Raw genomic sequence first — 12,524 nt, 5'->3', positions numbered from 1 at the left:
CTGATTAAAAAGCAGAGCAACATACTCCTAGTGAGTCGGTGGTGACGCCAACACAATACCCTTAAATAGCGAGTATTGTAATGATGTCAACACCTCCGGCTGGCATCCTTTATAGCTGCTGCGCTCGGATTGTGCCTTTTCGCCTTAAAGCAGGCCCCTCCCATACCTGTTGTAGGGTGACCATATGGTGTCGAGTGGTTTACGCGCAGCGGCACTACTACTGTTAGTTGCTATCACGGTGGCTGCCGCGGCAGCTGTTGTGTATGCTGCTGGGCCTCATGGCCAGCAGCCTAGCCCGGGTCAGGGAGCGGCTGGTAAGGGTAGGAACGTTACGGCGCCGGTCAATGTGGCCAGGGGCCATCCTCGTAACATCTTGGTCACCCAGTTCCTAGAGCCGGATAGCATCAAGACCGGCGCGGTGCTCACGGTGAGACTGGTCCTAAACGCCAGTCTAGCCGAGGACGAGGTCGTGAAGGTATTCGAGGTTCTGCCGCCATGGGTGAAGGTTGTAGACGCTAGCGACAACGTAGAGGTTCTGAAGAGCAATGTGACTATACCGCCGGTGAAGCTCCTCGCCAAGGTGTGCGTCAAGCACCACGTGAACTGTAGCATCCTCGCGGGGAACGCCACTAGGGCCGGCGGGCCCAGAGGCGGACACGCTGCCGGCAACGCAACCGGGTTGATGCTTAGAACCGGCTACTGGGGCCAAGCTGCACTCTACATGCCCAACGCCACCCTGATCGTAGCTACGCTCAGCCCTGACGAGACTACAGCCGAGTATAGAGTAACGCTAGCCTACGCGCCACCAGTGCATGTGCTCGCTGTGCACGGCGTCGCCGTGAAGATAGTGGACGATGTTGTGGTTGGTGCGGCGCCAGTGTGGGGCGAGACCAGGGTACGCGTGCTCGACGCGCCTAACGCCACTGTAAGCGTCGAGGGCGAGTGCGTGAGGGTCAGGGTTAGGGCGCTCGAGCTGCTGAGGGTAAGGACGCGCCTCATGCTAGCACTCTTACCGAACACTACGAGCCTTGTTGTAGAGGCGCCCGACGTCAACATATCCAGGATGCCGCCAGTCTATGTTAGCCTCGTTGCACTCGAGGACGAGCATGGCAGGATTAGGGCTAGGGTGAGGCTATCCCTAATGCTAGCAGCCGGCCAGGAACTCAACCTCACGATAAACGCGGGTGCAGTCTCGCCACACTACATCACCGCTGAGGGTGTCAACGTCACAACGCCCCCGAAGGGCTACCGTGTAATGGCTGCGGTCAAGCTGGAGCCAAGGCACCAGTTCCGCGAGACGGTAACGCTACGCCTACGCCTAGGTCACCCGATACCACCGAACGCCATCGTGATGTACAATGATGGTACCGGCTGGCACCCGCTGCCAACCCGCGTGATCGACGCCCAGAATGGCGTCGTAGAAGTCAACACGACGCACTTCACGATATTCGCGGTTGTAGCGCCGTCAGAGGAGACCGAGACGACAACCACTGAGACCACAACAACGACAACCACGACCACAACTGTAAGCACTACAACAACCACCACTACCACGACCACAACCGAGACAACATCGACTACGAGCACCAAGAAGACGACAGTGACAGAGAGCGAGACAGAGGTCGAGATCGAGAGTGAAACCGAAACCGAGATGCACACTACGACACACGCGAGCCACACAGAGATACACACCGAGGTAGAGAAAGAGATACACACAGAGACTCACGAGGAGAAGCATATGGAGAGTACCACGGGCACTGTGGGCGAGACGGAGGGCATCACAAGCGCTGCGGAGGAAGGCGGAATAATGAACACGGCTATACTCGCTGCTGTTGTGGCTGCAGTAGTCGCAGCCCTGGTGGCCGTTGCTATCAAGAGGAGGTAGCGTCGAGAGAAAAGGGACACTACACTGTTTTTAACCCTGTGCACCTCTTTTCTCCCTAACCGGGTCTGGGCTTCAGCACAACGGTGCCAGGCGCGACGGGGGTACCCACTCCGGCTCCTTGACCCGCCTGGGTGTCACCAGGGGGATACTGGTTGGCTCCCGTACCCCCGCGTCTCCCCTAGTATCGTAATACGCCCTCCTACCCTCTGGGTGCTAGTAGAGTGGCCAGGAGTAGCAGAGTAGTTGCAGAGTACCTTGAGAGGAGCAGCCTGGATGTCCTCGAGAATGCTAACCGGTACCCCGGGCCGACGGGGCTACTGACGCACGTCGCCGAGAAGGCACTTGAGCCTCTCATAGCAGATGCTCTGCCAGCAAGGCTCTACAAGCTACACGAGACGGGCCTCATCTACATACACAAGCTGCCCTACGCGCTCTTCGTGCCCTACTGTAGCGGTCATAGCGTTGAGAGGCTGCTGCGCAAGGGGCTAGAGACGCCGACTATCACCGCTAGGCCTGCCCGGCACTTCGACACGTACGTGGACCACGTGGCTAACTATCTTGTTGCGATGCAGCACTACTTCTCCGGGGCGCAGGCCTTCGGCGCCGTTGAGCTATACGCGGGTCCGTTCATAAGGCGCGATGGGCTCGACTACAGTGCTGTGAAGCAGGGCGTCCAGCGCCTAATCTACAACTTGAACTTCCCGAGCAGGGCTGGGATGCAGACACCATTCACCAACTTCACTGTCGTCCTTGACGCGTCTCGCAAGAAGCTGGAGCGCGACCCGGCTATACACGGGGGCGTCGAGGTTGGCAAGCTGGGCGAGTACCTGGACGAGGCGGTGCTCTTCACAAGGGCGCTTGCAGAGATACACGCTGGGGGCGACGCGGCGGGGAGGCCCTTCACGTTCCCCATACCAACGTACATGACGACATCCAAGCTCCTCTTCGAGGACCCGGAGCTATTCGAGGCTGTGTTTACAGCAGCTGCCAGGAAGGGGACCGGCTACTGGCTCAACACGCGAGTAGTAGACCCCGATGCGAGCTTCGCGATGTGCTGCAGGATAAACATTGACATGAACGAGCTGAGGGTCGCGCTGAGAGCAGGCCCGAAGAGCTTCAGGATACGCAACCTTAGGAGGGAGCTCGAGGAGGCTAGGGAGGAGTACATCCGCAACCTTGAGAAGCAGAGGATGGGTGGCGTCTGGGCGCTGCCAGACGTAACCGGCTCCAAGGCTGTCGTCACCCTTAACGTGCCGAGGCTTGTGGTTGAAGCCGACCGTGACGACGAGAGGCTAGAGGAGCTTCTGGACATGGTCCTGGGTATAGTGAGGGAAGGGCTACTATGGTTCGCTGAGAGGTACGCGAGGCTAGCCAGGGAGCACCCGAGCTTCTACCAGATGCCGCTCGAGTACATACCCGAGGTGTTCAAGCTAACCGGGAGCCCATACTTCCTCACCGTGGGTATACTCGGGCTGCCCGAGGCAGCCGCGATAATCGAGGGCGACCCGAGGCTGTGGACGGAGGGCTCTAGGCGCGACTGGCTACGCGCCGCAGAGTGGATGAAGAAGTTCGTGGAGAGGGTCGTAGCCGAGACCAGACGCTGGAGCATCGAGACCAGCGTCCCCTTCAACGTGGAGGAGGTGCCGGGCGAATCAGCCGCGGCTAAGCTAGCCAGGAGGGACACCAGACTCTACCCGTGGATGCTCGACTACCTCCCGGACAGGGAGGAGCCCATTTACTCCACGAGCATAGCACCCTACTACGCGCCGATGGAGCTATGGGAGCGTGTCGAGGTCGAGGAGAGGGTGCAACCCGTATTCACCGGAGGAGTCATGATGCACATCTTCCTAGGCGAGGAGCCCGACCCAGAGGCACTCGCAAGCCTAACGAGAAGACTAACAGCGAACACCAACCTAGTCTACTGGAGCTACACACCAGCCATAAGCGTCTGCCCCAGGTGCGGCTGGAGCGGCGTCGGCATCCACACAGCCTGCCCAAGGTGCGGCGCCCAGACCGAGATCTGGTCGAGGATCATAGGCTACTACCGCCCAGTCAACAAGACCTGGAGCCTGCCAAGGAGAAGGGAGTTCGCCCACCGCTGGCACTACACCAGCACCGGCGGATACAAGCCACACGACACCGGATTCAAACCCTAACAGAGCACCAGCTCGTCACCGATTCGACCCTCCCGCCGTTAGAAACGCGTTGTGGAAAAAGCCTATCCAGAAAGCCACACGGGAACCATAACCTCCCGCACACGCGGCTTTGAAGTAGCTGAGTGGCTTCTCATCCCCGTCGCAAGTCTAAGCCCTAGCCGCTGGCGGCACTAGAGGTACGCGATGTAGCGAAATGTGATGTTCTTGTTGATAGAGAGTCTCAGATCTTCCCCTCAAAACCCTCTGACCAACGGTATGCGGTATTGGCGCGCGGCGCGTATGGCGCTCTTTTGGTTGCCTTTGCTTCCGTCCTTTGGGGTTTGATAGCGCCGGTAGCCATGCTCGCGTATAGTGACGGGTGGGGTGTCGTCTCTCTCGCCTTCTACTCTCATCTTGTCGCTCTCCCAGTGTCTATTGCTGCCTGTCTACGTTGGAGGACGTTGGCGCCACGGGGCTTAGTGTATGGTGTGTTGCTGGGCTCCATGAGGGTCTCCTACCTTGCTAGCGTCTGGGTTAACGGTGCGCCGGTGGCCGCGGCTGCTCTCCACACGGCGCCACTGATAGTATCGCTGGCTTCCAGAGCATCGCGCGGAGTGTTGCTCCTAGCGGCTCTCAGCGTGTTTGGCGTGTGGCTTGCACTAGGCGCACCTCTCTCAACGGGACCCGGCGTCACGGTTGCCATTGTTAGCGCTCTCCTCTACGCACTCCTGATACTCTACAGCGGGCGCGTCGGCTCCACGCCCCTCCCGGTAGCGTTGATAGCGCAGGGTGCTGCCCTCGCGCCAGTGGCACCCCTCTGCCTGCTAAGTAGCTGTGCAGCCATGGCCCCCTGGTATACCCCCTGGTGCTTGCCGTGCTACCGGGCATCGCTGCATACACCCTCTACATACGTGGCGTGGCACTCATAGGTGCACCCAGAGCATCGATAATCTCGACCCTCGAGCCCGTGACGGCAGTCACGCTCTCACTCACACTCGGCTACAAGACGAGCATCTTGCAATTCACGGGCATCACGCTAGTCCTAGCGTCGGCGGTCACAGCAGCATTACAAAACCGGCAATCTGGCAGCTGACGCGGACGTTTTAAGCAACCGTTGCTAATAATCTCCTATAAGGGTTGAACAATGGGCTACCTAGCAGGAATACTCGTAACCTTCGTGCTTAACATATTCCTGGTGTGGCTCCCGGTGGCGGGTCAACTACTGGCCGGGTTCGTCGGGGGATACGTGGCTAAGCGGGGCGCGGGTGGAGGCTTCATAGTAGGGTTCATAGGCGGCCTTCTAGGTGCAATACTGCTCGCCATAGCGTTGACAGTCGTGGGTGGTATTCTAGCGGGCGGTCTCGGCGTCCTCGCAGGCTGGCTACTCGGCCTTGGTCTGGTAGCCGCCGCGGTGCTACCAGCCGTACTCTGCGGGATAGGCGGTCTCATAGGTGGATTACTCGCTGGCAGAAGGTGAAGACCATAAACACAGTGCACCTACCCCCATGACGCTCTTAGCGTTGAGAGCCTCCAGCCTAGCCCGGTGCCTGCCCGAGTTTGTCGTCTTCCCGCTGCTCCACTATCATAGCGTCTGCGGCTCTCTCTGGCGCCGTTGAGAGCAGGCTACGGAGGAGTCGAATGTACCCGAGTGTCTCCATGACACCCTTGCTAGTGGCACGTATGGTCAACCTCGGGCCTCTAGCCGTAAACCTCCTCTTGTACACTACCAGGCCATCCCGGTGTAGCTTCTCGATGTGCGACCAGAGTAGGCCCGGCTTTACCCCGAGTATCTTCTGAAGCTCGTTGAACTCTATCTCGCCGCGGTAAACGAGTATTACCATTACCGCTAGGCGTACCGGCGCGTTTAGAGGCGACCTCCGCAACCCTTCTAGAATGCTCGCAATATCGCTGTGCGTCACTTTCTCTGCTCCTCCTTGCCCGTGAGGAGGGATACCGCCTTCACGGCATATATCGTCGCAACGGTGCTGTACGAGAGAGCTACCGCGTATACCGCGGTGTCCCACGGGCTCCTAGATGCGCCCGCTAATATCGCGGTTGCAGCCATAATCATCATGAGGAGCGCTACGAGTGAGTATGGCCGTGTGGAGCACATACACTCTGCTATACTGATCCCAGCCACACCCGTCGAGATAGCCACGAGGTAAGCCACCGGCGAGACTACATCAGGGTTGAAGCCAAGCACGTGTAGGACATTTACCGCTAATGGCATCACTAGGATGAACGCCAGCACCCACGCCGCTATTATCACCACGTTTGCTCTGCCGCATCTTCTCTCGCCCCTATCGCCTGCTAGGAGAGCCATCCTCGAGGCAAGTCTAGACAACGCCCATATGATGAAGGGTATCGCTGTGAACCAGATGACCGGGACGATCATCGACGCCAATTCGCGTGACACGCGTAGTGTGAAGAGTAGACCGGTGAGAGCCAACGGCGGGAGCCAGATAATGAAGCTCAGATTAGCATAGATGAACTCGACGCTTCTCAACACCCTCTCTATCCTCTCGAGCAGACCCGCCAGATTACCACTCTCCACCTCTACCACCAACACTCTCTAGAGAGTCCAGCAGCGACGTATATCGAGAGTTGAGGCTCTGCCTCGCAGAAAGAGGCACAAGGAGCCACAAAACGACTCATCGTCTTCACCGCCAAGCACACTGCTTTACAAGTTCGCGCGCCTCGCTTAGGGTACAACCGGCATGTTGTCGTTATAGAGTAGTATGGAGGATGTGAGGGGATCGTACTCGAGGCCTATGCCGTGCGCCTCCACGCCCTCCCTCAAGGCCTCCAGCAGCTTGCCAGGTAGCTCGGGGTCGCCCGCTGGGTTAGGCCGCACTATCCTCGCACCTGGGAAGCCAGCAACGAACACCACGGCTACGCGCATCCCTCGCCGCGCAGCCCAGGCGAGCTCCTCGAGGTGTCTTCTGCCCCGCTCGGTGGGGCAGTCGGGGTAGAGCGCCTCGCCCCAAGGGCTTCGGAGCACAGCACTCTTAAGCTCCACGAGCACCTCGCCATCACTACACTCTAGGAGGTAGTCCAGTACGCTCCTGGCGAGGCGTGGCCTCCTGCGTGCCACGCGGCAGCCCCGAAGCCAGCCTATGGCGCCAACCTCCACTGCCACCGTGAAAGCCTCCTCCTGGAGCCTAGTGTCTATCACCGCATAGCCACCGCCATACTCCACGGCGACCAGGCGATACCTAAGCCTCCCCGACGTACTCTCGGCGCAGAACGCGCGAGCACCAGGCACCAGCACATCCTCAAGGCGGCCAGTGTTCGTATTGTAGACCCTCTCCAGGCTGCCACCCACGTACGCCTCGACGACAAAACGGTTCACCCGCCGCACGACACTACACGGGTAGACGCTACCGACACGAAGCAAGTGCAAGGAGAGCTACCTCCCCGCAGCAGAGAGCCACAAGCACACCAAGACATATGCAAACGCGGGACGAGCAGAGCGTGTCAGGCGCCCCGCGGGTCGGCCAAGGGCGTCCCCGGTCAACGGGGACACCCTCCCCAAATTGGTCGGAACCACACCCCCGCGGGGCCGCCGTACGCAACACTACCAGAATACTACTGCTAATCTCCCTTGCCAGGCGGCAACTTAGGCGGCGCCCCGGCTTATCTCCCTGCCTTAACCCGCGTGGCGACTTCCCGGACCAGCCTCTCTATCCTCTTTAGAGCCCTCTCTACATGGCCCCGCGTACACCACCCCTCATAGAAACACGTATGCATCCCATTAGCAGCCATCCACGCGTCAAACACCCACTCTCCAAGCTCATCAATGAGCCTTTTCGAGTACTCCCACAGCTCGCCGTGGCTCGCGAGTCTTCTCCCGTCTCTCAGCCAGGCATAAGCCTTTATTGCGAGCGCAGTAGCGCCCCAGAGCTTCTCTGCAGCCTGGCGGATATCGCCTCGTTCCAGTTCCTCACGCGCCTGCCCCAACAGCTCAAGGGCAGCTTCAACGTACTCCTGTGCGCGATCCTTGGGATCTAGCCCCTCTGCCAGCAGCTCGATGATGTACTCCTCGAGCCCAAGGCCAAGCTTCTCAGCCTCCTTCCGTGCACGCTCAGCCAAGCTGCGTGGGATACTAACAGTAATAGATGCCAACCCTGTAGGCACCGACCAGTATATCAACGCCCCACAGGAATAATGCTATCGTCACTGCTCACGGTCTACTCCAAGCATATCATGATCGCCTTATAAAATCATCATGTGCATGCAGTCCGAACATGATAAGTGCATCTGTTAACTCAGACTGTTAGCAATAATGATGTAGCAGTTTTCCGTGGGGAAGAACGGCGTTAAACCAAGATAACATCTGTCGCCCTCCCTAATCTACGAGATGAACTCTGTGCACTTCACCAGGGCTAAGATGCATCATGGGCAGGGCTTGGATTTAGCCTCTTGTTCTCCTCCGTTGGTATCACGACAGTCACGTAACATACCCTTGTCCTAGGCGCTATCACTGCTTTTAAACACTCTTTTCTGCGGAAACTCTCAACACAGGTGTTAGAATCCCTACACGTGGAGACTCATGGTAGGAAGTTAGCTGGGCAGGGACCCGAAGCTAGGCATGATGAGTTTCTATGCCTAGATCCATCCGTATACTGTGAGGATGCAAAGATCACATTAAGTTCTAAAACAACGCTCGTCTAGTCATCTACACGAGTCACAATCCATTCTAGGTTTGTTAAGGAGCCTTTTTAGGATGGCCAAGGTTAAGATATTGTAGTGGAGTATCTGGTTGACCGCAGGTCCTCCACACGAGTGCGTCGCGGTGTAGGCGTGTGTCATCTTCGCGTCTTGGTATCCTCTAACGCCCTTCTCGTGTATTCCACTAGCTTCTCGACTAGCGGTAGGGACTCCCTAACCTCCTCTACCGTGTAAGCGTGCTCGTGGAAACCGTGAACATGGAGATCATAGGCATGGCTCCAAGCCTCCACTATTAGAGGCTCGCCTAGGGCCAGCGATAGTCTACGTGCAGCTCTGCCAAGCAGCTTCGACCACCACGCTCCCTCTCTCCTGGCTATATCGCACTCCTCCAGACCATTCAGGCACGCTAATATCTTGATACACTCTTCGACAGCCTTGTACAGCTTCTCCGAGGCCTGGACAGGATCGCCCCCTTCAAGCTCTTCGCGAGCCCTCCTGAGCATATGCTCGGCGATAGAGAAGCGTGTTTCAAGCTCCTCCTGGGGGTCGAGGCCTAGCGTCTGCTCTATAGCCTCCAGTACGAAAGCCTCAACATCCACATGCCCACGTTTACGTATGGCCTCTACAACTCTCCGCGGAATGGTAATAGTGACCACTATACTACACCACAATTGCCAAGCACGCAACTCGGCTAAGAGCATACCCTACTAACCAGGTGATTCGAGACCCTAACACCAAGCAAGACCGACATAGACGTATTTTACCCAAAGAGCCTTGTGCTCGGAGGATGTAGCGAAGGAAGCCGCTCCTCACGTCTTTCGGGGATTTTCCGGGTTCTTCGGAGGTCGGCGGAGAGGGTCTACATGGCACGAGGCCTCATGGTTCCGTTAGGATAAGCTACAGGTCGTCGGAGAGGAGATACGCGGGGTGCAGAGAGATTTTGCGGGTAGATAGGGCTGCCAAGACCTTATAAAATAGCCTTAAAATATCACAATGCTAACGTACATAGCTTGAAGCAGACGGCTGGTAGCATGTCTCATCTGCATACAACTAAGCCCGGTATCGTGTACACTCTTCTCGTCATAGTAGTTATTGTCGTAGCCGTGTTTGGCCTGCATCAGTATCTCAGCCGCCACACATCCGCGTACCTCAGTGTTCTGGGCACCCCGCATGGCGAGAGTAACGTCACCCGACATGCTCCTGGAGAGATATCTAGCCATTCGCAAGCTACTACAACAAAAACAAATGATAGTATGGATGTGCTCGTGTCCCGAAAACAGCGTCTATAGGCGGGCCATAGATATCCTCAATGAGATTTTACCCGAGGCTAGAGAAATGTATTTGAATGTGCTCAGAGGGGAGGAATGCAGAAGCTCTTTATCACTGATGTCCTCCCAAAAGGTTCTAATATTAAACTTAACCAGGGTTAGCATAGCTCCACATGAGTGGCTGGCTATAGCTGGAGGTTGGCGAGTCAGGATAGTGATTTTCTCGGAACTCTGTCCTAAGGAAAGAGCGAAGTACGGAGTAATTCGTATAGCCGAACCGGTAAGGAGGGACGATGTTGAGAATCCTGCTAGGAACGTGTAAGAGCACTAGAGAATACGAGGGGGAAGCACATGCTAGCAATGGTTACTTCGAACACCATAGAACTCTACCGGATTGGAGAATTGTAGTACGTTTCTTGCAAAGGTTTTCCGAGAAGTATACTCTGGTGGTCTGCTTGAAGGGACTAGGCTCGTCTCAGCTTCTGCTTTAGGATCTCCAACGCTTCTCTATGTTCACGTGTCCATTTTCCCGCTTGCTCTAACTTTGGCTTGGCATGCTCTTCTACAATCCTAGTCAGTTTGGCCAGGATCGATGTAACGTCTCTTGCCGCTTCTTCGGGATCAGGGTATTTGCTCATGTCGCCGGAGGGGTCCGGCCCGTGGTACTGATAGTCGTGGAGGTCGAGCGCTGTGCTCGTGTAATGCGTGTAGTCTTTGTACCCTGCTTCTTCGACTAGCCTTGCCAACGGCTTGAGCCTTGACGAGGGCACTCGTGGTATACCCTTCTCCTCTAGCCATCTTCTCTCCTCCTCGGTCCTCAGACTCTCCAGTATCCTGTCCCTCTCGAGGGCTAGCAGTGCTCCTGTGAGAGCCCGCCACGCCTGGAACGCCTTGCCTGCAGCGTTCCTGGTGTAACCCTCCTCGAGGAACCTTAGAGCCAGGAGAGCCTCGAGTAGGGCCTCTAGGACTCGAGCACTAGCATAGCCCGTGGGGTCTCGCCGAGGCCTCGGCAATGGCTGTTCGAGCAACCTTACAGAGTTCAGCGTCGTCACCCACACTTCCCTAGAAGGACGCTCAGGGGGTCTAGAAGGCTTTCAGGCTCGACGGTAACGGCTCCATAGTCGTGCATGTCTGGGGCAGTCGAGGCGGTGGATGTGCGCGGCGTCAAGAACTACAACTGCTCGTGCGCTGGACGGGACCGGTTAACAACCGGGTTACGCGGCGTGTGGGCGTAGTGGGAGCCTCTCTTCTCTCCATCCGACGAGCCTCGTGAACCCGAGCTTCACGGCCACTGGTTTACCCTCAGGCTTCCATGCTACGCGTAGCGTCACGCTCTTGGATCGTACGCTGAGGTGCTCTAGGAGCGCTGGTACCTCGTATCCCTCCTGCAGTACTATGCTGGAGAGTAACCCTTGGAGCTGCTGCCTCTGAGCAAGCCTCAACGTGCCATCCGGTGCGAGGTAGGCATCCTCCTGCACCGGGAGCTGTGGGAACCCCGCAACCTCGCTGTTCAGCAGCACCACATCCTCTAGGCTGAGCGTGACGCGCTCCGCGTTCTGGAATAGCATCCTGTACATCCTCTCGCGGTAGGCTCTCCTCTCGGCACGCGACCTACTCCTAACGAGGCTTGGTGGCACCGGTGGAGCCTCCAGCACGGTATCCGAGTAGATGCGCGCGATCTGCTGCAGCTTCATCCAAGGCCCCTTGCGTATCACAATTGCCGCGTCAGGGCGTAGCACCTCGAGGAGAGACGCCTTGTACACCAGGCCAGCGCTATCCACGAAACCATCCGTGTCGAGCACGACCGCCTTGCATGCACTGCGCGTGAACCTTGCTAGCGACGCGGCGGCAGCCATAGCGGGCCAGTGGCAATGCTCGGGCGCGTTACACCCCACCAGCCACGCCCACTTGGCACCCAGGTCTCTCGGGGACAAGGCGACGTGCTCGATCGGTGTAGCCGAGAAATAGCCGGGGGTTCCGAGCTCATTCTGCCCGGCATCCAGGCTAGCGTAGCAACCACCAAGGCGATTTGCGAGCCAGAGGGATAGAGTCGACTTCCCGGACTCCACGGGCGCGAGCACAGCCACAAGCTTCGCACCAATCTCCGCGACGCCCTCCGCGACCCTCAGCCACTCACGCGCCAAGCCAACAGCCTCACCACCCTTCTCAACACGGTAGCTACCCCCGGCGCCCACGACAAGCTCAACAGTAGCAGACTCGTCTATAGCGTAGATGCTGGCACCCCTCTCGGCCTGCACTAGAAACTCAAAACCCTCACCAACCCTAACACCACCAGCAACTACGCCACCCTCCACGATGCGAACGCGCACCGGCCCAGACAACCACAACACGCTGCCAGGCTCGAGCTTCACAACTTCACGCGCGACGCGCAACACACAACCCTACGACTAAACGCGACAAACCTCACACGTTAACTGTGCCACTCGGCCTCTAGCCGAATAAGCGTCAGGTACTCTCGTTGCTCGAGGAAATGCACTGGGGATAACCGAAACATATCCATGCAACGCGGCAGAGCAGCTGCAACATGCTGGCACCCTCCTAGGC

At 57.7% G+C, this 12,524-nt stretch carries 14 protein-coding genes; 6 read left to right on the top strand and 8 right to left on the bottom strand.

The annotated features are described in order from the left end of the window. Window positions 1–184 precede the first annotated feature (184 nt). The 5 genes from PYRFU_RS10410 to PYRFU_RS02940 all read left to right on the top strand — a co-directional run bounded on the left by PYRFU_RS10410 (window position 185) and on the right by PYRFU_RS02940 (window position 5,497). Window positions 185–1,885, top strand: a complete 1,701-nt coding sequence (locus tag PYRFU_RS10410) for a hypothetical protein (protein ID WP_014026147.1) — start codon at window positions 185–187, stop codon at window positions 1,883–1,885. A gap of 221 nt (window positions 1,886–2,106) precedes the next feature. Next, window positions 2,107–4,041, top strand: coding sequence for an anaerobic ribonucleoside triphosphate reductase (locus PYRFU_RS02950; RefSeq protein WP_014026146.1), 1,935 nt, complete (start codon window positions 2,107–2,109; stop codon window positions 4,039–4,041). 263 nt (window positions 4,042–4,304) lie between these two features. Next, window positions 4,305–4,949 (top strand): DMT family transporter, encoded by a 645-nt coding sequence (locus PYRFU_RS02945; RefSeq protein ID WP_014026145.1) that lies wholly within the window; start codon window positions 4,305–4,307, stop codon window positions 4,947–4,949. Then, on the top strand, window positions 4,895–5,113 hold the full coding sequence (locus PYRFU_RS10150; protein ID WP_167827815.1) for an EamA family transporter: 219 nt from the start codon (window positions 4,895–4,897) through the stop codon (window positions 5,111–5,113). The genes PYRFU_RS02945 and PYRFU_RS10150 overlap by 55 nt, the downstream gene beginning before the upstream one ends. A gap of 51 nt (window positions 5,114–5,164) precedes the next feature. Continuing rightward, window positions 5,165–5,497, top strand: coding sequence for a DUF5518 domain-containing protein (locus PYRFU_RS02940; RefSeq protein WP_014026144.1), 333 nt, complete (start codon window positions 5,165–5,167; stop codon window positions 5,495–5,497). Window positions 5,498–5,555: 58 nt separating this feature from the next. On the opposite strand, the gene PYRFU_RS02935 is transcribed toward PYRFU_RS02940, so the two are convergent. The 6 genes from PYRFU_RS02935 to PYRFU_RS02910 all read right to left on the bottom strand — a co-directional run bounded on the left by PYRFU_RS02935 (window position 5,556) and on the right by PYRFU_RS02910 (window position 9,827). Next, complete coding sequence (locus PYRFU_RS02935) at window positions 5,556–5,939, bottom strand: transcriptional regulator (protein ID WP_014026143.1); 384 nt, start codon at window positions 5,937–5,939, stop codon at window positions 5,556–5,558. Next, window positions 5,936–6,574 (bottom strand): hypothetical protein, encoded by a 639-nt coding sequence (locus tag PYRFU_RS02930; RefSeq protein WP_014026142.1) that lies wholly within the window; start codon window positions 6,572–6,574, stop codon window positions 5,936–5,938. The genes PYRFU_RS02935 and PYRFU_RS02930 overlap by 4 nt, the downstream gene beginning before the upstream one ends. 147 nt (window positions 6,575–6,721) lie before the next feature. After that, window positions 6,722–7,423, bottom strand: coding sequence for a DNA/RNA nuclease SfsA (gene sfsA / locus PYRFU_RS02925; RefSeq protein ID WP_014026141.1), 702 nt, complete (start codon window positions 7,421–7,423; stop codon window positions 6,722–6,724). A 233-nt stretch (window positions 7,424–7,656) separates the two neighbouring features. Further along, on the bottom strand, window positions 7,657–8,145 hold the full coding sequence (locus PYRFU_RS02920; protein WP_048191473.1) for a PaREP1 family protein: 489 nt from the start codon (window positions 8,143–8,145) through the stop codon (window positions 7,657–7,659). A 683-nt stretch (window positions 8,146–8,828) separates the two neighbouring features. Further along, the gene (locus tag PYRFU_RS02915; protein WP_244403866.1) at window positions 8,829–9,347 is read right to left on the bottom strand and encodes a PaREP1 family protein; all 519 of its coding nucleotides are present in this window, start codon (window positions 9,345–9,347) and stop codon (window positions 8,829–8,831) included. 324 nt (window positions 9,348–9,671) lie between these two features. Then, a complete protein-coding gene (locus PYRFU_RS02910; RefSeq protein WP_014026138.1) occupies window positions 9,672–9,827 on the bottom strand; it encodes a hypothetical protein in 156 nt (51 codons plus the stop codon). Between the two features lie 34 nt (window positions 9,828–9,861). On the opposite strand from PYRFU_RS02910, the gene PYRFU_RS02905 reads away from it, so the two are divergent. Further along, window positions 9,862–10,281 carry a hypothetical protein gene (locus PYRFU_RS02905; RefSeq protein WP_167827814.1) on the top strand — a complete coding sequence of 140 codons (420 nt, stop codon included), beginning with the start codon at window positions 9,862–9,864 and terminating at the stop codon, window positions 10,279–10,281. A 142-nt stretch (window positions 10,282–10,423) separates the two neighbouring features. Here PYRFU_RS02905 and PYRFU_RS02900 read toward each other — a convergent pair whose 3' ends face one another. Both PYRFU_RS02900 and PYRFU_RS02895 read right to left on the bottom strand, forming a co-directional pair. Continuing rightward, window positions 10,424–11,011: a PaREP1 family protein gene (locus tag PYRFU_RS02900; protein ID WP_014026135.1), complete on the bottom strand. Its 588-nt coding sequence runs from the start codon at window positions 11,009–11,011 to the stop codon at window positions 10,424–10,426. A 162-nt stretch (window positions 11,012–11,173) separates the two neighbouring features. Then, window positions 11,174–12,352 carry a Clp1/GlmU family protein gene (locus PYRFU_RS02895; protein WP_014026134.1) on the bottom strand — a complete coding sequence of 393 codons (1,179 nt, stop codon included), beginning with the start codon at window positions 12,350–12,352 and terminating at the stop codon, window positions 11,174–11,176. Between the last annotated feature and the right edge of the window lie 172 nt (window positions 12,353–12,524).

The organism is Pyrolobus fumarii 1A, from assembly GCF_000223395.1.
GTDB lineage: Archaea > Thermoproteota > Thermoprotei_A > Sulfolobales > Pyrodictiaceae > Pyrolobus > Pyrolobus fumarii.
This window is presented reverse-complemented; position numbering and strand designations above follow the sequence as displayed.